Origin of the sequence: Halalkaliarchaeum sp. AArc-CO (assembly GCF_024972735.1) — an archaeon.
GTDB lineage: Archaea > Halobacteriota > Halobacteria > Halobacteriales > Haloferacaceae > Halalkaliarchaeum.
This window is the reverse complement of record NZ_CP087723.1, coordinates 77,892-98,055: the sequence shown is the minus strand read 5'-3', so window position 1 is coordinate 98,055 and position 20,164 is coordinate 77,892. Positions and strand designations below refer to the sequence as shown.

At 65.0% G+C, this 20,164-nt stretch carries 23 protein-coding genes; 9 read left to right on the top strand and 14 right to left on the bottom strand.

Features of this window, described 5'->3' with window-relative positions; all coding sequences use genetic code 11:
- Positions 1–6: 6 nt before the first annotated feature.
- From AArcCO_RS01200 to AArcCO_RS01190, 3 genes are read left to right on the top strand one after another with little or no spacing between them, the layout of a single operon-like run.
- Positions 7–264: a DUF7561 family protein gene (locus tag AArcCO_RS01200; protein WP_259534546.1), complete on the top strand. Its 258-nt coding sequence runs from the start codon at positions 7–9 to the stop codon at positions 262–264.
- A 24-nt stretch (positions 265–288) separates the two neighbouring features.
- The gene (locus AArcCO_RS01195; RefSeq protein ID WP_259534545.1) at positions 289–1,737 is read left to right on the top strand and encodes a RecJ family nuclease; all 1,449 of its coding nucleotides are present in this window, start codon (positions 289–291) and stop codon (positions 1,735–1,737) included.
- A gap of 40 nt (positions 1,738–1,777) precedes the next feature.
- The gene (locus AArcCO_RS01190; protein WP_259534544.1) at positions 1,778–2,542 is read left to right on the top strand and encodes an RAD55 family ATPase; all 765 of its coding nucleotides are present in this window, start codon (positions 1,778–1,780) and stop codon (positions 2,540–2,542) included.
- Positions 2,543–2,589: 47 nt separating this feature from the next.
- Here the strand turns inward: AArcCO_RS01190 and AArcCO_RS01185 are convergent, their stop codons facing one another.
- The 5 genes from AArcCO_RS01185 to AArcCO_RS01165 all read right to left on the bottom strand — a co-directional run bounded on the left by AArcCO_RS01185 (position 2,590) and on the right by AArcCO_RS01165 (position 6,944).
- Positions 2,590–2,925: an ArsR/SmtB family transcription factor gene (locus AArcCO_RS01185; RefSeq protein ID WP_259534543.1), complete on the bottom strand. Its 336-nt coding sequence runs from the start codon at positions 2,923–2,925 to the stop codon at positions 2,590–2,592.
- A gap of 208 nt (positions 2,926–3,133) precedes the next feature.
- Entirely contained in the window at positions 3,134–3,805 is a 672-nt protein-coding gene (hisH, locus tag AArcCO_RS01180; RefSeq protein WP_259534541.1) for an imidazole glycerol phosphate synthase subunit HisH, read from the bottom strand.
- A gap of 96 nt (positions 3,806–3,901) precedes the next feature.
- Positions 3,902–4,885, bottom strand: a complete 984-nt coding sequence (gene phnE / locus AArcCO_RS01175) for a phosphonate ABC transporter, permease protein PhnE (RefSeq protein ID WP_259536500.1) — start codon at positions 4,883–4,885, stop codon at positions 3,902–3,904.
- A 188-nt stretch (positions 4,886–5,073) separates the two neighbouring features.
- Positions 5,074–5,877, bottom strand: a complete 804-nt coding sequence (locus AArcCO_RS01170) for a phosphonate ABC transporter ATP-binding protein (RefSeq protein ID WP_259534540.1) — start codon at positions 5,875–5,877, stop codon at positions 5,074–5,076.
- A gap of 56 nt (positions 5,878–5,933) precedes the next feature.
- Positions 5,934–6,944: a substrate-binding domain-containing protein gene (locus tag AArcCO_RS01165; RefSeq protein ID WP_259534539.1), complete on the bottom strand. Its 1,011-nt coding sequence runs from the start codon at positions 6,942–6,944 to the stop codon at positions 5,934–5,936.
- A 176-nt stretch (positions 6,945–7,120) separates the two neighbouring features.
- Here AArcCO_RS01165 and AArcCO_RS01160 point away from each other — a divergent pair, with 176 nt between their 5' ends.
- Entirely contained in the window at positions 7,121–8,416 is a 1,296-nt protein-coding gene (locus tag AArcCO_RS01160; RefSeq protein ID WP_259534538.1) for an amidohydrolase, read from the top strand.
- A gap of 15 nt (positions 8,417–8,431) precedes the next feature.
- Here the strand turns inward: AArcCO_RS01160 and AArcCO_RS01155 are convergent, their stop codons facing one another.
- The 5 genes from AArcCO_RS01155 to hemB form a co-directional block, all read right to left on the bottom strand.
- A complete protein-coding gene (locus AArcCO_RS01155; RefSeq protein ID WP_259534537.1) occupies positions 8,432–9,361 on the bottom strand; it encodes a cation diffusion facilitator family transporter in 930 nt (309 codons plus the stop codon).
- A gap of 30 nt (positions 9,362–9,391) precedes the next feature.
- Positions 9,392–10,054, bottom strand: coding sequence for a translation initiation factor IF-6 (locus AArcCO_RS01150; RefSeq protein WP_259534535.1), 663 nt, complete (start codon positions 10,052–10,054; stop codon positions 9,392–9,394).
- Between the two features lies 1 nt (position 10,055).
- On the bottom strand, positions 10,056–10,331 hold the full coding sequence (locus AArcCO_RS01145) for a 50S ribosomal protein L31e (protein ID WP_259534534.1): 276 nt from the start codon (positions 10,329–10,331) through the stop codon (positions 10,056–10,058).
- Complete coding sequence (locus tag AArcCO_RS01140) at positions 10,331–10,483, bottom strand: 50S ribosomal protein L39e (RefSeq protein WP_119817757.1); 153 nt, start codon at positions 10,481–10,483, stop codon at positions 10,331–10,333. Before AArcCO_RS01140 ends, AArcCO_RS01145 begins: the two co-directional genes overlap by 1 nt.
- Before the next feature lie 128 nt (positions 10,484–10,611).
- Complete coding sequence (hemB, locus tag AArcCO_RS01135) at positions 10,612–11,628, bottom strand: porphobilinogen synthase (protein ID WP_259534533.1); 1,017 nt, start codon at positions 11,626–11,628, stop codon at positions 10,612–10,614.
- Positions 11,629–11,762: 134 nt separating this feature from the next.
- Here hemB and AArcCO_RS01130 point away from each other — a divergent pair, with 134 nt between their 5' ends.
- Positions 11,763–12,326 carry a DedA family protein gene (locus AArcCO_RS01130; RefSeq protein WP_259534532.1) on the top strand — a complete coding sequence of 188 codons (564 nt, stop codon included), beginning with the start codon at positions 11,763–11,765 and terminating at the stop codon, positions 12,324–12,326.
- A gap of 42 nt (positions 12,327–12,368) precedes the next feature.
- On the opposite strand, the gene AArcCO_RS01125 is transcribed toward AArcCO_RS01130, so the two are convergent.
- On the bottom strand, positions 12,369–12,851 hold the full coding sequence (locus AArcCO_RS01125; RefSeq protein ID WP_259534531.1) for an Lrp/AsnC family transcriptional regulator: 483 nt from the start codon (positions 12,849–12,851) through the stop codon (positions 12,369–12,371).
- Positions 12,852–13,017: 166 nt separating this feature from the next.
- Between AArcCO_RS01125 and AArcCO_RS01120 the strand changes: the two genes are divergently transcribed.
- Positions 13,018–13,947: a DMT family transporter gene (locus AArcCO_RS01120; protein ID WP_259534530.1), complete on the top strand. Its 930-nt coding sequence runs from the start codon at positions 13,018–13,020 to the stop codon at positions 13,945–13,947.
- Between the two features lie 321 nt (positions 13,948–14,268).
- On the opposite strand, the gene AArcCO_RS01115 is transcribed toward AArcCO_RS01120, so the two are convergent.
- The 3 genes from AArcCO_RS01115 to AArcCO_RS01105 are packed head-to-tail and all read right to left on the bottom strand — an operon-like array spanning position 14,269 to position 16,725.
- Positions 14,269–16,080 (bottom strand): ribosome biogenesis/translation initiation ATPase RLI, encoded by a 1,812-nt coding sequence (locus AArcCO_RS01115; protein ID WP_259534529.1) that lies wholly within the window; start codon positions 16,078–16,080, stop codon positions 14,269–14,271.
- Position 16,081: 1 nt separating this feature from the next.
- The gene (locus AArcCO_RS01110) at positions 16,082–16,396 is read right to left on the bottom strand and encodes an EMC6-like membrane protein (protein ID WP_259534528.1); all 315 of its coding nucleotides are present in this window, start codon (positions 16,394–16,396) and stop codon (positions 16,082–16,084) included.
- Positions 16,397–16,434: 38 nt separating this feature from the next.
- Positions 16,435–16,725, bottom strand: coding sequence for a winged helix-turn-helix domain-containing protein (locus AArcCO_RS01105; protein WP_259536492.1), 291 nt, complete (start codon positions 16,723–16,725; stop codon positions 16,435–16,437).
- A 113-nt stretch (positions 16,726–16,838) separates the two neighbouring features.
- Here AArcCO_RS01105 and AArcCO_RS01100 point away from each other — a divergent pair, with 113 nt between their 5' ends.
- From AArcCO_RS01100 to AArcCO_RS01090, 3 genes are read left to right on the top strand one after another with little or no spacing between them, the layout of a single operon-like run.
- Entirely contained in the window at positions 16,839–18,470 is a 1,632-nt protein-coding gene (locus AArcCO_RS01100) for an anthranilate synthase component I family protein (protein ID WP_259534527.1), read from the top strand.
- Entirely contained in the window at positions 18,463–19,197 is a 735-nt protein-coding gene (locus tag AArcCO_RS01095) for an anthranilate synthase component II (protein ID WP_259534526.1), read from the top strand. The genes AArcCO_RS01100 and AArcCO_RS01095 overlap by 8 nt, the downstream gene beginning before the upstream one ends.
- A complete protein-coding gene (locus tag AArcCO_RS01090) occupies positions 19,190–20,161 on the top strand; it encodes an aminotransferase class IV (RefSeq protein WP_259534525.1) in 972 nt (323 codons plus the stop codon). The genes AArcCO_RS01095 and AArcCO_RS01090 overlap by 8 nt, the downstream gene beginning before the upstream one ends.
- Positions 20,162–20,164 lie beyond the last annotated feature (3 nt).

Below are 20,164 nucleotides of genomic sequence, written 5' to 3'. Positions count from 1 at the left end.
CGATCGATGGCAACCAAGCGGTGTGACGTCTGTGGCGACGACGTCAGGATCGGGGGCGGGATCGCGGACCTCTGGAACTTCGAGTTCTCTTCGACCCAGGGGATGACCCTCGAACTGACCGACGACACCGAGCACTTCCTCTGTTTCGACTGCATGGAGCGGCTTCCCGGCGACAGGGAGCCAACCAACGCGGACATCGACGCGCTCCGTGGAGATCCCGACGCGTTCCGTAGCGATTCCGACCCCGAAGACGACGATTTATGACCGATCGCGGGAGTACCAGCTGACATGGGCGTTTCCGTCGGATCACCACCAGTCCCCGCCATGGCCGACCGTGCAGACGCCTGCGCGAGGCAGCTGCGGGAGGCCGGTCGCGTTCTCCTCGCGTCCCACATCGACGCCGACGGCCTCACGAGCGCCGCGATCGCCTCGACCGCCCTCGAGCGCGCCGGAATCCCCCACGAGGTCGTCTTCGAGAAACAGCTGGATGCCGAGTCGATCGCCGGAATCGCCGCCCGCGAGTACGACACCGTGCTGTTCACCGACTTCGGCTCCGGGCAACTGGAGGAGCTCCGTCTCCACGAGACCGCGGGCGCGTTCACGCCGGTGATCGCCGACCACCACCAGCCGGCCGACGCCGAAACCGACTACCACCTCAACCCGCTTTTGTTCGGGATCGACGGCGCAGCCGAGCTGTCGGGGGCGGGGGCGGCGTACGTGCTCGCCCGGGCGATGGAATCGCTGGCCACTACACGTGAGGGGAAACCGGTGGACAACCGCGACCTCGCGGCGCTTGCAGTCGTCGGGGCCGTCGGCGACATGCAGGGGGGTACCGACGGGCTCACGGGGGCAAACGAGGCGATCCTCGAGGAGGGAATCGAAGCGGGCGCGATCGAGTCGGCCACGGATCTGGCGATCTACGGGAGGCAGACGCGACCCCTGCCGAAGTTCCTCGAGTACGCCACCGACGTCCGGATCCCCGGGATCACGAACGACGAGGCGGGCGCGGTGCGGTTCCTCTCGGAGCTGTCCGTCGACCTGAAACGGGATGGCGACTGGCGCGTCTGGGCCGATCTGTCGCCCGCGGAGCGGCAGACGGTCGCGAGCGCGCTCATCCGGCGGGCGATCGAGCGCGGCGTTCCCTCGAGCCGGGTGGAGACACTCGTGGGGACCTCCTACACCCTGCTCGAGGAGGAGCCCGGAACCGCCCTCAGGGACGTAAGCGAGTTCTCGACGCTGTTGAACGCGACCGCGCGGTACGAACGGGCAGACGTCGGGCTCGCGGTGTGTCTCGGCGACCGCGGACCCGCGCTGGAGCGGGCCCGGACGCTGCTTTCGAACCACCGGCGGAACCTCTCGGAGGGACTCGAGTGGGTGAAATCCGAAGGCGTCACCGTCGAGTCGAACGTCCAGTGGTTCGACGCCGGCACCCGGATCCGGGAGACGATCGTCGGGATCGTCGCCGGGATGGCGATCGGTACGCCGGCGATCGACGGCGGCAAACCGATCGTGGCGTTCGCGTCGAAAAACAAAACCGAACTGAAAGTGTCCGCCCGAGGGAACTACCGGCTCGTTCGGAAGGGACTGGACCTCTCTGCGGTCATGCGGGAGGCTGCCCGGAGCGTCGGCGGCGACGGCGGCGGCCACGACGTCGCCGCGGGCGCGACGATCCCCGCCGAAATGCGAAACGAGTTCCTTGCCGCCGTCGACGAGCTGATCGGCGAACAGCTGTCCTGAACGGGGACCCTTTATAAGTCAAGAGGACGCAACGGTTGATATGGTGACGTTCGTCAAGACGGGGGTCGACGGACTCGATTCCCTGCTGGGTGGCGGCTTCAGGCCGCAGTCGGCGGTGCTGGTGAGCGGGAACCCCGGGACCGGAAAGAGCATCTTCGGGATTCAGTACCTGTATCACGGCGCGATCGAGGAGGACCAGCGCGGGATCTACGTCTCCTTCGAGGAGGACGAAGACGACATCCGTCAGGCCGCCGAGTCGATCGGGCTCGACGAGTGGGGCGATCTCGTCGACGACGGCAAGATCACCGTGTACGGCAAGCGAGAGATGCTGGGCAACGGAAACTTCTCCGCCACGCTCGACAAGTTGCTCGACGCGCTGGAGGAGGATTCCTACGAACGGCTCGTGCTGGATTCACTTTCGATGTTCCAGCTCTTCTTCGAGGACGAACAGGAGGAGCGAACCTACCTGCTGAAGTTCACCGACATTCTCAAGGATTACGGAGTGACGTCGCTTTTGATAAACGAGCAGGGCGCAGTCTTCCCGAAGACCGAAGTCGGACTGGAGAACTTCCTCACCGATGGCAACGTCTACTTCATCCAGACCCCGACGGAGTCCGGCGTCAACCGATACGTCTGGGTGGCGAAGATGCGAAAGCAGGACATCGACACCGACATCTATCCGATGGAGATCGGCGACGGGGGAATCACGGTGCACGAACAGGCGGGCGGCTTCTCGATGATGGGTGGCGAACGTGGCGTTCCGGGAACGTCCGGATCGGACGCCGACAGCGGCCCGTCGTTTTGAGGACCTGATCTGCTTTCCGGCTGGACCGGCTGGAGGCCGATCCGCGTTCAGGCGTCCGAGAGGGTCCGCCAGACGTCGTCGAGGCGGTTTTTCACTTCCGTCCGTTCGGTGACGTTGACGGACACCCCGTCCTGGAAGTCGATCTCGACCTGATCGACGTTTCGCCGATACACCTTCACCCGTCGGTGCTCCTCCGAGAGGGGTCGATCGTACAGTTCGAGCAGCTCTGCGTCGGTCAGCTCGTCGATGCGGCGATAACAGGTCGCGATCGGAACGTCGAGCTCCTCGCTCAGGTCCTGAGCGGACTTCGGCTCCGTCGTCGCCGACAGGATGTCGGTGTTGTACTTGTTTCCGAGAACCTCTATCAGCTGCTCCGACGCCATGTAACCGTTCTCAGTTTTGATTCTTATTTACATAAGAGTACCGGACGAATGTCCCCTTTTCCAGCCGACGAGATCAGCACCGACAAATCGGCCGATCCGAGCCGAACACAACGGATTCAGCGCCGATATTCGGGTTTCGCATCCGATAATCGGTTCAATTATCGATAGGGAGAATTTGATGTCCGGTGTCGCGCGGGCGTTTGCAGGTTCATCGCTCCGTACAGTAGTCGACGAAGTTCCGCAGTATCTGCAGACCGGTCTCGCCGCTCTTCTCCGGGTGAAACTGGGTCCCGAAGACGTTTCCGCGCTCGTTTGCGATGACCGCCGGAAACGTCGTTCCGTAGTCGCTTTCGGCCACGACTGCGTCGCCGTCGTCCGGCAACGCGTAGTAGGAGTGGACGAAGTAGGCGTACTCGCCGTCGACGCCCTCGACGAGTGGGTGGTCACGCGTCACCGCGAGTTCGTTCCATCCCATGTGGGGGATCTTCCGGTCGACGTCGAACCGGACGTTCGTTCCTGGGACCAGGTTCAACCCTTCCGCGTCCCCTTCCCCGGCACGTTGAGCCTCCTCGCTGGAGCCCAGCAGCATCTGCATCCCCAGACAGATGCCGAACAGCGGCCGTCCAGCCTTCGCGTAGCTTGCGAGCGCCTCGCGGTAGGGGCCGGCGTTTTCCATCCCCTCGCGGAACGCGCCGACTCCGGGAAGGACGACCCCGTCGGCCGCCGCGAAGTCGTCGGGATCGTCGGTGATCTCGACTGCAGCGCCGGCACGTTCCAGCCCGCGCGTGACGCTCCGGAGGTTCCCCAGCCCGTAATCGACGACGACGACGTCGGCGGTCGTCTCCTCGGCGACTGTCTCCCCGGGCGCGTTGTGACTCATACGTTTTACTCCGTCCGAGCAAATAAGTCGGTTGTCGTTTCGGCGAGGTTTCGACGACGACGACCGACAGTCCAGGGAGAGGACGGCCGGGGCCCGTTACTTCGCCATCGACTCGATCATCCGGCGCGGGAACCCCGTGACGAGCTGGACGATCCCCATCGGCTCCTCGTCGGAGCGGAGATACGCCCGGGTCCGCTGGGAGATCATCTCGACGGAGACGACCAGCAGGAAGATGACGATGATCGTCGCCATCATGTTCGTGTACGCGAACAACCCCTGCTGGACGTCCAGCACGAGTCCGAGCCCGCCGGCGCCGATGATGCCGAGCCCGACGGCGATGCGGACGTTGATCTCGAAGACGTACAGCGTCCAGGCGATAAAGGAGCGTTTGACCTGTGCGAGCATCCCGAACACGATGATCTGGGGTTTGTTTGCGCCGGTAGTCTGCATCGCCTCGACGGGACCGTCGCCGATCTCTTCGAGTTCGTCGCTGAACAGTCGTCCGAGATTGCCGACGGTGTCGGTCGCGACTGCAAGCGTCGCCGTCGTCGGGCCGATCCCGCCCAGTGGGACGTAGATCAGCACCCACACCAGCGCCGGGATCGCGCGAATCGACGACATGACGCCCCGGAACAGGAAGTTGAACGGGAACGGCGTCACCCGTCCGGAGCCGAGGATACTGAAAAGCAGTGCGAGCGGGAACCCCATGATCGTCCCGGCGAACCCGATCGCGAGCGTCTCACCGGCCGCGCCGAAGATGCCGATCGGTCCACCCGTCTCGGTGAACAGAAGGATCGGATAATCCAGGATGGTCTCGGCCTCGGCGAAGAACCCGGATTCGTATATGAGGTTCCGTTCGGAGATGAACGCCCAGTACTCCAGGAATCCGGCCGGATTGAAATGAACCGACGGGATAGAGACGAGCCCGAGGTTCCAGTTCGTCTCTCCGATAACGACGAACGGGAAGTAATCCTGCAGCGCCTCGGCGAACGTTCCGAGATACGACGGAAGATCCGCGCGGAACCAGCCCACTGTTTCCAGCGACATCAAAAACAGATACACCACGACGACCATCGCCATCGACGCGCCGAGCCAGCGCGCCTTCCGAGAGATCGCGATTTCCGCGAACTGGCGCTCGACGTAGTCGCTTACCCCGCGTTCCGGCTCGGCTGCAGTTGCCTCGGCGGTTTCGGCTGCCTCGGCTGTGCCGCCGTCCGCCGTGGGAGGGCCTCCGTTCGACTCGTCGGCCGGCTCTTCAGGCTCGTCGGTCATCGTCGACCACCGTCAGCCTCGATTTCTTCGGGGCTCGACCCCCGATCGACAGCCTCCGCGTCGGAAACGAACATTCCCTCCGTGTCGATGTCGCCGTAGATTCGATCGATCACCTCGATCGTGAGGTCGTCGCGGTAGCCGTCGAACACCTTCTGTCCGTCGTGGAGTCCGATGAACCGGTAGCCGAACTTCCGGGCGATGTTTACCTGGTGAAGACTCGTGAGCGTCGTGAGTCCCCGTTGGGCGGTCGTTTCACGGAGGTACCGCATCACCTCCTGGGCGGAGCCGGGATCGAGGCTCGAAACCGGCTCGTCGGCGAGCATCACCTGCGGTTCCTGGACGAGTGCTCGTGCAATGCCCACGCGCTGTTGCTGACCGCCGCTCATCTGTCGGACCTTCTTTTGTGCCTCGTCGATGAGTCCGACGGTTTCCAGCGCCGACAGCGCCCGGTACTTCTCCTCTTCGTCCTGGAGCTGGAGGACGCTTTCGACGAGAGTGCTCCGACTCAGCGAGCCGGTGAGGGCGTTCGCGTACGCGCTCATCTCTCCCACGAGGTTGTGCTGCTGGAAGATCAGGGCGACGTCCTTGTTCGTCCCAGTTACCGGCTCGCCGTCCATGTAAATCTCTCCTTCAGTCGGTTCGAGAAGGCCGCTCAAGCATCGCAACAGCGTCGATTTCCCCGATCCGGAGACCCCCATCACGATCGTGAACTCTCCTTCGTCGATTTCGAAGGAGACGTCGTCGAGCGCGACGGTCTCTCCAAATCGTTTTGTCACTCCGTCGACAGTGATTGTACTCATTCGGTATAGCTAGTTCGGTTAGAGCAGTTACTGGTTGTGTGGCTGTGCCGGTGACCTCAGATGAGGTCCTCGAATTCGATCTCGAGGTTGTCGATGACGCCCTGAATTGGATCGTAGTCCGACCGATCGGCCTCGACGATTCCGGTAAACCACAGCTCCTCGTCCTCGTCGACCTCCTCGTCGTGCTGGAACGCGCTGTCGGGCGCGGTCAGCATCGCCTCCTCGATGTCCTCCCGGACCGGATCGTCCCAGTCGGCCCGCGCAACCATCGGTGCACGCGGGATCGGATCCGAAAGCGCGATCAGCTGGAGTTCGTCGTGCTCCTCGCCGATTCGGCTCCCGGCATCCGGATACTCCGAAGAGATATCCGCAAACTCCGGATCGTGGTCGTCGAACTGCTCTTGACTGACCCACGCCGCCGACTGGAACGCGCCCTGTCCGGCGGCGACGATGTCCTCGCGCTGGACCATCTGTTCGCGGGACGTCTGGTGGTCCGAGTAGTTCGGGTCGAAGTCCGGCGGGTCGCCGTCGGGCGCGTTCCCGACGTCGACGCCCGCGTCGACGAGCATCGACATCGGGACCAGCGTCCCCGACACCGACAGCGCGTCCGCGAAGTTGACCTCGGGTTCGTCGAGGTCCGAGATGTCCGACAGCTCGTCGACCGGGCTGTCGTCCGTCGTCGTGATCGTCGAGTAGTACTGGGCGGAGCCGAACGCCACGCGCATCCCGATGATGTCGAAGATCTCCGGACTCGTCGCCGGCACCGCTCCGGGCGAGACGCCGGAAATTTCGGCCTGACCGTCGCGCATCGCGGTGACTGTCTCCGTATACCCTGCGGTCCGCTCTGTGTTGATCGTGACGTCTGCCTCCTCTTCGATGTATTCGATCAGCGGACGATACTGTACCTGGATGTCGACCCCGGCCTCGGCAGGGTTCAACACGAGCTGGATGTCGGCTGCTTCACCGCCGAGACATCCCGCAAAACCAGTGAGCCCCGCGACCCCCGCTGCGCCGGTCGTTTTGATGAATGTGCGCCTGTCCCCCGACCACTGCGGTCTGCCGGACATATCTCCACATATGGGGCCGGTATTAAATTGTTTACTATGTCCAAGATTTTCCGGTTGGCTGTGGAATTGTGGCATATATAGTCGCTGGGGCGAGTGGGGTCATCGGAGAAACGACCCGGTGGACAGCCCCACCGGGCTTCGACGGATTAACCTCCGGCGCCGCCGTGGCGTCCGGCATGAACACCCTGTGTGTTTCCGGCGGCACCGTGCTCCGTCCGGATCAGGAGGTCGAACCAGCGGACGTACTGATCGATCGCGAGGAGGGGACGATTCTGGAAGTCGGAACGGAACTGGCGGCTGACGCGACGGAGACGCTCGACGCGTCCGGCTGCGTGGTGATACCCGGGCTGGTGAACGCCCACACCCACGTCGCGATGACGCTGTTGCGAGGGTACGCCGACGACAAGCCGCTCGAGACGTGGCTCAGAGAGGACGTCTGGCCGATCGAGGGCGCCTTCGAGCCGGCTGACGTCGAGGCCGGCGCCGAGCTGGGGGTCCTCGAGATGATCAGATCGGGGACGACGGCGTTCGCCGACATGTACTTTCACGTCGACCGGATCGCCAATGTCGTCGAGCGCTCCGGCCTCCGGGCCCGTCTGGGTCACGGAATCGTCACTGTCGGAAAGGACGAGTCTGAGGCCCTCGCGGATCTCGAGGAGAGCGTCGACATCGCCCGCGAACTCGACGGTACTGCAGACGGTCGGATCCGATCGATGGTCGCGCCACACTCGCTTACGACGGTCGGAGAAGAGCACCTCCAGGAGGCGTTTTCGGCCGCCCGAGAGATCGACGTTCCGGTCCACCTCCACGCCAACGAGACGACCGACGAGGTCGAGCCGATCGTCGAGGATCGGGGGATGCGGCCCCTCGAATACGCGAGGGAACTCGGGCTCGCCGCCGAGGACTTCCTGGCACACGGGGTTCACGTCGACGACCGGGAGATCGAACTGCTGTCGGAGTCGGGAACCGGCGTGATCCACTGCCCCGCCTCGAACATGAAACTCGCGTCGGGGATGGCTCCGGTCGAAAAACTCCTGCAGGCGGGCGTCACCGTGGGACTGGGCACCGACGGGGCCGCCTCGAACAACGACCTCGACATGTTCGACGAGATCCGCGACGCTGCAATGATCGGCAAACTTGCCGCCGCCGATGCGAGCGCGGTTGCAGCCGGATCGGCGGTCCGCATGGCGACTGCCGGGGGAGCCGACGCGGTCGGGCTCCCGGGGGGTCGGATCGAACCCGGTGCGGCGGCGGACCTCGCGGTCGTCGACTTCGAGGCGCCGCATCTCACGCCGCGTCACGACGTCGTGAGCCACCTCGCGTACGCCGCCCGGGGGAGCGACGTGCGTCACACCGTGTGTGACGGGCAAGTACTCATGCGCGACCGCGAGGTCCTGGTGCTCGACGAGGAGGCGGTCCGCGAGCGGGCGAGCCGACGGGCCGAGGTGGCTATCGACCGGGCCCACGAGTGATCGGAACCCAGCCGGTCATCGCTCGGACTCGGACATCGACCCGGACTCAGCTTCGACGTAAATCCGGTTCGCCTCCGGAACCGCCTCGCGGATCGCCGCCTCGACGTCGTCGATCGCCGCCTCGACGCCGGCGGTGTCCAGGTCGGGATCGAACGAAATCTCGCAGGCGACGAGCACGGTGTCGGGGCCCATGTGCATCGTCCGGAGATCGAGGAGCTCGTCGGCCCCGTCGACGGATTCGACAGCCGCGATCAGCTTCTTCCGTTCCCTCGGCGTGACGGCCTCCCCGACGATCAGGCTGCGGCTCTCCCAGGCCAGTGCAAGCGCCAATCCCATCAACAGCAGCCCGATGATCGCGCTCGCGGCGGCGTCGTAGATGGTGTTGCCGGTCGCATCTGTGAGGTAAACGCCGAGGATCGCGACGAGCACACCGATCACGGCCACAAGGTTCTCCGTCGCCGCGGTCAAGAGAGGCGTGTCCTTCGTGTGCCGGAACGTCTTCACGAACGAGCGGAACCGTTCGGACTCCTTTTCGGCGTCGATCGCCTGATACGACTTGTACAGGGCAGCCGACTCGAAGACGAGCGCGACCCCGAGAACCGCGTAGTTGACGGTGACGTCCACGTCGACGAACGGCTGGCCGACCGCGGCGTATCCCTCTCGAACCGAGGCGAAACCAGCGATCCCGAACAAAAGCACCGTCACCACGAACGCGAAGAAGAACTGCTCTTTTCCCCGGCCGAAGGGATGTTTCCGGCTGGCGCCCCGTTCGCTGAACCGAAAGCCGAGCAACAGCAGCAGCTGGTTGCCGACGTCGGAAAGCGAGTAGTACACCTGACTCAGCATGCTCACGTTCCCGGTGAGCAGGTACGCGAGGAACTTCGCGACGGCGATCGCCGCACTGGCGACCAGCGAAACGTACACGACCAGACGCGTCGAAACCATCAAAAGCCTCCGAAAATCTGGGGTGGTCGCTCAGATGTAGTCGAGCGCGTCCTCGATGCGCCCCAGTTCGGGACCAGTAGTTTTCTCGCCGGCGACGTAGCCGGCGTCGTTGGCGAGCAGCCCGGAGCCGACCAGCGGTGCGCCGTAGTTGATCGTCCCCAGGTCCGCACGCACGTCGAGGTGGGCTTCCAGCGCCTCGAGTTCGGGTTCGCGGGACTTCGGGTGACACAGCGCGCCCCGGTTGGTGGCCACGGCGGCGGTGCCGACCGTCCGGACGTCCCCGAGGCTCCCGCGTTCGACGGGCACCGCCAGGGCGTCGCCGACGGCCTCGACCGCCTCGTCGGTCAGTTCGGGGTGGACGTACGCGCCGTAATCGTTCGCGAGCACGACGTTGCCCGCGGCGTTGATTCGACCAGGAAGTTCGAACACCGGAAGATCCGCGGCGTCCTCGATCGCGTCCCGCTCCCGTTCGGTGACGCGTTCGGAGACCAAGATTCCGTTCTCGTTACCGACTGCGAGCGCGCCGACGGTGTTCGAGCCGGCGACTGTAGTCGGGTGGGCCTCCACCGACAGTTCCTCGGCGAGGTCGCTCACCAGGTCCTCATCGAGGTCGGGGCGAACCAGTAGGATGCCGTTGGTCGTCCGGGCGAAGACGCCGACGTACGACGACCCGGCAAAGGAAGCCCGAAGCACGTCAGGCCGGTTCCGCCTCGACGATCGCCTCGTCGTCCTCGACGAACCGGGCGGCACGGACGCGGAGCTTCGACGGCGGGCTCTGTCGCCCGTTCGCCCAGATCGCCTCGTTGACGCTCGGGTCGAGCCGGACGGCGTCCTCGTCGACGCTGAAGTGTTTTGCGAGATGCCCGCGGACGATCGACATCGCCTCGTCGGCGCGCTCCTGTTTGGGGGCCTTCTTGGCGTCGCGGAGCGGAACGGTCACGACGCGCTCCTCGAAGTCACTCGTGCTCATTATTCGTCGAGGTCGCTACGCCGCCAGTTTCGCCGCTTCGGGTTGCGGGTCACTTCCATGTTCGTCTTCATCATCACCCACGCGGGCACGCGCGTGTTCTGGCGCTCCTTTTTGGCCAGCCGCTTCTTCTTGGCCTTCGATTTCTTGCCCATAGTAGCCGTCTCTTGCCGTGGCGCCCATAAAATCCTGTCCATCTGGCGCCGACGTGGCTCCGGGATCATCGCCCCACGGCGCGGTCGGTGGACGGGGGTGCGCCCTCTGTCTGCCGACTGGTCCACGACTAGAGTCGACGGGCGACGTCCTCGGCGAAGTAGGTGACGATCAGGTCCGCCCCGGCTCGCTTGATCGACACGAGCGACTCGGAGGCGGTCGCCTCCAGGTCGAGCCACCCCTTCTCGGCTGCGGCGTGTAACATCGCGTACTCCCCGGAGACGTTGTACGCCGCCACGGGAACGTCGAACTCCCGGCGGACGTCGTGGACGACGTCCAGATACGGCAACGCGGGTTTGACCATCAGGGCGTCGGCACCCTCCTCGACGTCGAGGCGGGCCTCCCTGATCGCCTCCCGGGCGTTGCCGGGATCCATCTGGTAGTGTCGTCGGTCCCCGAACGACGGTGCGCCGTCCGCGGCGTCGCGGAACGGCCCATAAAAGGCCGACTCGTACTTGACTGCGTAACTCAGGATCGGCACCTCCTCGAAGCCGGCGTCGTCGAGGGCGGCCCTGATCGCGCCGACCATCCCGTCGGTCATCGACGACGGAGCGACCATGTCCGCCCCCGCCTTCGCCTGCGAGACCGCCGTCTCGGCCAGCAGTTCGAGGGTGTCGTCGTTGCGGACCGTAAGCGACGGGTCCGACCTGGCGTCGGGTTCGAGTACGCCACAGTGGCCGTGGTCTGTGTACTCGCACAGACAGACGTCGGCGATCACGTACGCGTCCGTCTCCGCGGAGATTTCCCTGAGTGCTCGCTGGACGACGCCGTCGTCGGCGTACGCCCGCGAGCCGCGATCGTCCTTCGAGTCCGGAACCCCAAACAGGATCACCGCCTCGATGCCGGTTTCGAGGATTTCCTCGACCCGATCGACCGCCTCCGGGACAGGGACGCGTTCGTGGCCGGGCATCGAGGGGATCGGAACGCGCTCGTCGGTAGTCGCGTCCACGAACACCGGGGCGACGAGGTCGCTGGGGGACAGTTGTGTCTCTCGAACCAGCGATCGAACGCCGTCAGTCCGTAGCCGCCGTGGGCGGCGGGAACGGTGCGTGGGGGCCGATCGCCGTGATCGGGGAGTTGGATCCATACCCTCGGTTCGCCCCGCGGCGGCAAAAACGCCCCCGGTTCGGCGCTGGGTACGCCGCGGACAGTCGCCCACCCCGTACGGTCGGGCGATCGGAACGCAAGACCCATTACGGGCAGTTCAGTATGCTCGTATCGATGAGTCCCGGACTGGCGTCGGTCGTCGCCCTCGAGTACGCGATCGCCCCCCTCCAGCTCGCGGAGGTGCCACCGTGGCTCCGTGCGTGGCTCGACTCCGAGTGGGCGCTCGTGGTCCTCCTGGGGGTGTTCGTTCTCGAAGGGGCGATGCTGATGTACTTCATGCCCAGCGAACTCGTCGTTCCCAGCGCCCTCCTGTTGATCGGGACGGCCCCCGAGGACGTCGCGGCAGTGTTGACCGTCGCCGTCGTCGGGGCGACGATCGGTCAGTACGCGCTGTTTCGAGTCGCTCACCACGGCGGCCGGGAGTACCTGTTGCAGAAGCGCTGGTTCCGGATCTCCGAGTCGACGCTCGATCGGTTCGACGGCTGGTTCGACCGGTGGGGCCCGGTCGTGATCCCCGTGAGCAACACCCTGCTTTTCACCCGTGGGATGCTCACGGTCCCGGCCGGCCTCTCGGACATGTCCGGACAGAAGTTCGTCGTCCTCTCGGCGATCGGAACGCTGTCGTTCCAGTCGATCCTTGCGGCGCTGTTTCTCTGGTTCGAAACGCTCCTGGCGTGAGGACCCGACCTCCGCCGACCCCCGTCCCTCCTCGAGTGTGTCTCAGTCGACGAGCTCTGCCTCGAGCGTTTCGAGACTGTAGCTGCCGAGGGCTCGCGCGTCCTCCCGGTGGGTGTCGATAACGAGTTTGGAGAAGGTTCGTTCGACCGCCGGGACGGCGTTGAGATCTTTCACCAGTCGCTCGACCTCGTCGGCGTCGCTGAGGCGGGCGATGAGGACGAAGTCCATCTCCCCGAGCATGAAGTACATGTTGGTGACGCCCTCGATGCCGAGGATCGTCTCCGCCAGGTCATCGTAATCGTCCCCGTACGGGGCTAACACCTCCACGATCACAGTCACCCCGAGGCCGAGTTCGTCCAGATCGAAGTCGTAGCAGTCGTTCTCGATGATCCCTTGCTCGCGGAGCCGCTTGAGCCGGTAGTGAATAGTCGAGACGGGGATTTCAGTCTCCTCGTTGAGCCTCTCCGGGCTGCCCGTCCCGAGGTCGGCGATCGCCTTGAGGAGTCGTACGTCGCGCTCGTCCATACTGGCCCGTATAGCCGAATCCTCAATTATCTATTGCTGCTCCGAAGTGTACTAGAATCTCATTCAACCAAGATAGAAAAAATGGAAACCACACCGAAAATACCCGAATATCCTATAGTAAACTATAATATCGTCACCGGGTTGTATCGAACTACATCCAATAAGTATGGCTGCGAGTTGGAGAAAAATACCAGTCATCCCGGTTGCATTCGGAGCACTTGCGATACTGTGGGGAAGTTCGTTCGTCGCAATCGAGATCGGCCTCCCACACGTGTCGCCGTTGCTGTTTGCGGCGCTTCGATACGACATCGCCGGGATCGTGCTGCTGGCGTACGCGGTGGCGACGACCGACAAGTGGGTACCGCGTGACGCCGACAGCGTGCTCGCAGTCCTCGTCGGGGGTGCGCTTCTCATCGGCGCACACCACGCGTTCCTGTATCTCGGCCAGCAGTACGTCTCCGGCGCGGTCGCCGCCGTCGTCGTCAGTCTCGTTCCCGTCCTCACCGTGACGTTCGCGTCGTCGGTCTTCCCCGACGAGCGCCTCTCGGCGATCCAGTATTCGGGGGTCGCGCTCGGGTTCGTCGGCGTCGTGATCGTGGTTTCGCCCTCACCCGGTCACGTCGCCGACGTCTCGCTGTTCGGCGTGGGGCTCCTCCTCGTGGCAGCAGCGTCGATGGCCCTGGGAACCGTGGGGATGCGGCCGCTGGATCCGGCGATACCGATCCGCTCGATGCAGGCGTGGGCGATGCTGGTCGGTGCCGTCCTGCTGCACGGTGCCAGCCTCTTGAGTAGTGAATCGACGGCCGTCACGTGGACCCCGTCACTGATCGTCGCACTCGTGTATCTCGCTCTCGGATCCAGCGTCGTCGCCTACCTCCTGTACTTTTACCTGCTGAATCGGGTCGGCCCTTCGGAGTTGAACCTCGTCATCTACGCGCAACCCGTCCCGACGACCGCGATCTCCTGGGCGTTGCTGGGGTCGCTGATCGATCCCACGACGATGGGCGGACTGGTGACGATCTTCGGCGGGTTCGCGCTCGTGAAACACGACCGGTTCCGACGGATCGCGAATTTCGACCTGTCGTCGGTTCGGTGACCGCGAGCATAGCGAGGTTCGAGCGAATGCGAGAACCTCGGAGACGCGAACGGTGAGCGGAGAGAGCCGTGAACGAGGGGCGGAGGGGACCGATAGCGAGGGGCGGAGGGGACCGATAGCGAGGGGCGGAGGGGACCGATAGCGAGGGGCGGAGGCCCGAGCTATCGGCTTTTTTGGTCTGCTCACGGAGCGGAGCTCCGTGGCATCCAGCAAATCCGGCGGATTTGCGCGAGAGCTTTTTTGGCGGGGGTCGAGGAGCGCGAGGTTCGAGCGAATGCGAGAACCTCGCGCTCCGAGGCCCCCGTTAAAAAAGGTCGGTGGTCAGGCGTAGTAGTACTCGCCGTCCCGCTTTTGCTGCTGGTCCTTCTGGGAACCGGGCTTGTTGATGCGGGGCCGACCCGTACGCTCGTCGCGCCGGAACGTGACCGACAGGTCCGAGAGGAAATCGTTCATTCCCGCCCGCATCTCCTGGGGCTTCGAGGCGTGCCCCCGGGCGGCGGGCTCTCCGTCGAACACCATCAGTCGATCCGAAAGGAGGTCAATCATGTAGATGTCGTGGTCGATCACCATCACCGTCGCGTCGTGGTTCTCGGCGTACCGCCGGATCGCCGACGTCGCCTGCACCCGCTGATCGACGTCGAGATGTGCCGACGGCTCGTCCATCAGGTAGAGGTCGGCGTCCTCGGAGAGACACGCCGCGATCGCCACCCGCTGGCGCTCCCCGCCCGAGAGGTCGGTGAGGTTCTGCTCCATGATCCGTTCGAGCTGGAGTGGTTGAGCGATTTCCGTGTTCCAGAAAGAGGTTCCGAAGTCGTCGGTGATCGACGAGAGGAACGCGTCGACCCGCATCGGCTGATCGATCTCGACGTACTGCGGCTTGTAGGCGATGTCGAGCCGGAAGTCGAGATCGCCCTCGTCGGGTTCGAGCCGCCCAGCGAACAGCTTCGCCAGCGTCGACTTCCCGATCCCGTTCGGACCGACGATGCCCAGCACCTCCGACTCGTAGACGGTCCCGCCCTCGACGGTCAGTTCGAACTCGCCCTCGCCGTAGGACTTGTACAGGTCGGGATACTCCACGAGCGGGTTCCCGGTCGTCCCCGTTCGGGGAGCGTGCTCCTCGAACTCGATCCGGGAGGGGCGGATCCGCATGTTCTCGTTTTCGAGGTAGCCTTTCAGGTACTCGTTGATTCCGTTTCGAACGGATTTGGGATCGGTGATGACGCCGAACGCGCCGGGCTGTCCGTACGCGACGTGCAACGAGTCGGCGAGCAGATCGAGGATCGCCAGGTCGTGTTCGACCACGAGCATCGACCGGTTCTCTTCCTCGGCCAGCTCCTGGATCAGCCGGGCGACGGTCATCCGCTGGCTGATGTCGAGGTACGGCGTGATCTCGTCGAGGAAGTAGAAATCCGCCTCGCGGGCCAGTGCCGCCGCAATCGCCACCCGCTGGAGCTCGCCGCCGGAGATGGATTCGATCGGCTGGTCCATCACCGGCTCGATGCCGAGCCGATCGACGAGCCGATCGAGATCGCCCCGCTCGTCGGTTCGTTCGAGCAGCTCGCGGGTCCGTCCCGAAAACTGGTCCGGGATCCGGTCGACGTACTGCGGCTTCCGCGAAACGGTCACGTCCCCGTCGATGAGCCGTTCGAGGTAGTTCTGCAGCTCCGTCCCCCGGAACCGATCGAGCACTCGCTCCCACTCGGGATCGGCGAGGTGGTCGCCGAGGTTCGGGACGAGTTCGCCGGCCAGCGCGTGGACCGCAGTCGACTTCCCGATCCCGTTCGGGCCGAGGATCCCGGTCACCCGACCCGGTTCGGGGAGGGGCAACCCGTACAGGGCGAACGCGTTTTCACCGTACCGGTGGATCGGATCGTCCGAGAGCTCGGAGGGGAGGTTGCGGATCTCGATCGCGTCGAACGGGCACTTCTGAACGCAGATGCCGCAGGTCTCCCCCAGACAGATCTCCTCGGAGATACGGATCTGATCGGGATCCCCCTCTTCGGTGTCCTCGCCGCGGACCGTGATACACTCCTTTCCGGTGCGGTTCGGCGGGCAGTAGTTCGAGCACTCGTAGTTGCACCGGTCCGGCTGACAGCGATCCAGGTCCACGACCGCGATGCTGTCGTCGGCCATACTACAGCGTCACTTCCGAGGTGAGAAGAACGGTGTACGTGATGAACCACAGCGTGAAGGTCATGAACGTGACGTAGAGGTTGTCCTTCACACCGAACTCCGATACGTCGATCCCGATGAGCTTGAGCACCGGGAACTGGATCAACACGAACCCCGCCATCACGACGACGGCGTACGTGTTCTGTGCAGCGTCCGGCGTTGTTCCGAACAGGTACGCGGCGGCGATCGCGGACGCGATGCCCGCCAGACACGCGACCGTCGTGACCGTCACCCCTCGCGTGTGGTCGGAGAACCTGGACGACGTCTCGGTTGCCATACTGGTGAGTGCGGTAGCCGCCGGGAAAAGCCGTTCGTTTAGTCCGCGTCCGCCGTGCAGGCGTCGCTTTCGGGGTCGTCGCCGGTGAACTCCGCGGCCGCCCCGTTCAACTGATAGAGGTTCTGTCGGGCGTCCGCGAAGTAGACGTCCTCGTCCACGACACCGATGTCTTCGAGCCGTTCGAGCGCGTACCGTACCGTCCGGGCGGAGAGCATCGATTCCTCGACGATCCCCTTCTGTGTCAACGAGCCGTTGTATTCGAGCACCTTGAACACCAGTTTGGCGCTCGGGGGAAGATCCTCGAGACCCTCCGTGTCGGTTCCAGCCATCATTACGAATCGAAACGGTACTGAGACATAAACCTTGCTCGGAGGTTACAACAAGTCAACACACTTCGGCCGCCTGTCGCAATCTTTTCCCCGGCCGGAGACAACGGATAGCCATGCGCATCGCCGTGGAAACCGACCGAGCCGCGTTCCGCGCGACGGCTGAAGACGCCCCGCCCGGCGCACGGGTCCCGGTGGAGCTCCGGGTGACCGTACCGGATCCCTACGAGGCGTACCGGCGCGCCCGCGACGGCCCGGGAGGGATCTATCTCGAGACGACCGGTGGTCAGTCCGGCTGGGGCTACTTCGGCGTCGATCCGGCCGAGCGACTGACCGTCGGTCCCGACGCCGTCGTCGCGGATCCGGATCTCGCCGCGGACGCCGAAGCGGAGACGTACACCGACTATCGCCGCCCGTCGCCGACGCTGTCGGCGCTTTCCGGCGTTCTCGACGACGGAGCGCTCGTCCGAGGGGACTGTTCGGTGCCGTACCCCTGCGGCGTCGTCGGCTGGCTCTCGTACGACGTCGCCCGCGAGCTGGAAACGCTGCCGGACGAAACCGACGACGAGAGAGGCCTCCCCCGACTCCAGGCGGCACTGTTCGACCGGCTGGCGGCCTGGAAGGAACCCAACGAGGGAGACGTCACGCTCCACGTCACGGCGTGTCCGACGATCGAGGATACCGGCGCCGACCCCTCCGCCGAGACTACCTCCGACGATCTCGACGCCGTTTACGACGACGCGATCGAACGCGCGAGAGATCTTGCCGAACGGGCGCTCGATGGCGAACCCGACGTCGGCCCCGCCCCGGTCGACGCGACCGAGGCCAGGTTCGAAAGCGACTGCGGACGTGAAGCGTTCGCCGACCGGGTCCGACAGGTCAAAGGGTACATCCGCGACGGCGACACGTTCCAGGCCAACATCTCCCAGCGGCTGGTCGCCCCGGCGGCGGTCCATCCCGTCGAGGCGTACGACGCCCTCCGGGAGGTGAATCCCGCCCCGTACTCCGGGCTGCTGGAGTTCGCCCGTGACCGGAAAACGGGAAGGGAAGGTGACGTGGACAGACCAGAGGAGACGCTCGGCGTCGATCTCGTGAGCGCCTCGCCCGAGCTGCTGTTGCACCGCGACGGGCGCCGGCTGGTGACCGAACCGATCGCAGGGACACGCCCGCGGGGTGACACACTCGAGGAGGACGACGACTTCGAACGCGACCTCCTCGTCGACGAGAAGGAACGCGCCGAACACGCGATGCTCGTCGACCTGGAGCGCAACGACCTCGGGAAAGTCTGCGAGTACGGCACCGTGGAGGTGTCCGAGTACCGCAGAGTCGATCGCTATTCGGAGGTGATGCATCTGGTGTCACTCGTGGACGGAACCGCCCGCCCGGACGTCGATCTCGCAGACGCCCTCGGCGCGACGTTCCCGGGCGGAACGATCACCGGCGCCCCCAAACCCCGGACAATGGAGATCATCGACGAGGTGGAGAAGACCCGTCGGGGGCCCTACACCGGCTCGATGTTCGTCGCCGGCTTCGACGGAACCGCGACGAGCAACATCGTGATCCGGACGCTGACGCGGTGGCGAGACGAGTATCACCTCCGGGTCGGCGCGGGGATCGTCCACGATTCGGATCCCGACTTCGAGTACGAGGAGACGCTGGCGAAGGGACGGGCTCTCGTGACCGCGATCGACGAGGCGCTCGCGGCCGGCCGGATGCGCGTCGACGAGCCGGAGGTGAGCGATGACTGAACCGAGTGCCGAAAGGCCCGCAACGGAACGCGACGGAACGGAACGCGACGGAACGGTTCCCGCCGCGGCCCGCGGGGAACCGACCGAGACCATAAACGAGGACGCGTACCTGCCGGACCCGGACGAACGCGACGTGGACGCGACGGTGCTGGTCGTCGACAACTACGACTCGTTTGCGTACAACCTGGTCCAGTACGTCGGCGAACTCGCGGCGGAGGTGATCGTCGTTCGCAACGACGCCGTCGACATCGAGGAGGTCCGCGAGCTCGATCCCGACGGAGTGGTCGTCTCGCCGGGGCCGGGAACGCCGGCTGCGGCGGGGATCTCGATCCCGCTTTTCGACGCGCTCGCGCGTCCGGTCTTCGGCGTCTGTCTCGGCCACCAGGCGATGTGTGCCTCCTACGGCTCACCCGTGGGACACGCGCCCGACGTCGTCCACGGGAAACCCTCGACGGTAACCCACGACGGCGAGGGGCTGTTCGACGGGCTCCCCGAGCGGTTCGAAGTCGGTCGGTACCATTCGCTGTGTGTCGAGCGGACCGACCTCCCCGACGGGCTCGTCGAGACGGCCCGAACGGACGACGAGCGGGAAGTCGTCATGGGCGTCCGACACGAAAGCCGACCCCACGTCGGGGTGCAGTTCCATCCCGAAAGCATTCTCACCGAGGGAGGTAAACGGATGATCTGGAACTTCCTGAAACTCTGCGAGAGATGGGAAAATGAGTGACGACAGAAGCGCGGAAACCCGAACTGACGGCGGACCGGAATCGCTCACATACCACGTGGACGGAGAACTCGTTTCCGCCGACGAGGCGTCAGTCGCGGTGAACGATCGGGGATTTATGTACGGTGACGCGGCGTTCGAGACGCTTCGCGCCTACGGCGGCGACCTCTTCAGGTGGGGAGATCACGCCGAACGCCTGGCGAACACCTGCGAGACGCTGGAACTGGACCACGGTCTCGCCGACGAGGACCTGCGCGCCCGGATCGACGAGACGCTCGCGGCCAACGACCTCGAGGAGGCGTACGTCCGGCTGTCGATCACCAGGGGCGTCCAGCCGGGGAAGCTGACACCGGATCCGGAGGTCGATCCGACGGTCGTCGTCATCGCGAAGCCGCTCCCCCGGGGCGGCCGACCGGATCGGGGCGGTGAGCCGCGGTGGGACGGGCCCGCGTCCCTCCGGACGGTCGACGTCAGGCGCCCCCCAGAGAACGTGATGCCCTCCCATCTGAAGACGCACAACTATCTCGGAGGGATCCTGGCCCGCTTAGCGCTTCGGGGAACTGACGCCGACGAGGCGCTCCTGTGTGACGTCGAAGGCAACGTCGCGGAAGGGACGACGAGCAACGTCTTCTTCGTCGACGACCGCGCGCTGCACACCCCGAGCCTCGAGGGTCCGGTGCTGCCCGGCGTCACCCGCCAGGTGGTGCTCGAGTTGGCCCGCGAAGAGGGAATCCCGGTCGACGAGGGGACGTTCTCGCCGGCAGACGTTCGCGCGGCCGACGAGGTGTTCATCACAAACACGACCGGGGAAGTCTGGCCCGTCGCCTCGATCGACGGCGACCCCGTCGACCCAGCAGAGAGTGAGAGGTCGGACTCGCAGGGTTCGGACGCCACCTACCCCGGCGGTCCGGTGACCCGGCTGCTCGCGCGGCTGTTCGACGAACGGATCGAGTCCGAATTCTACTGAGAC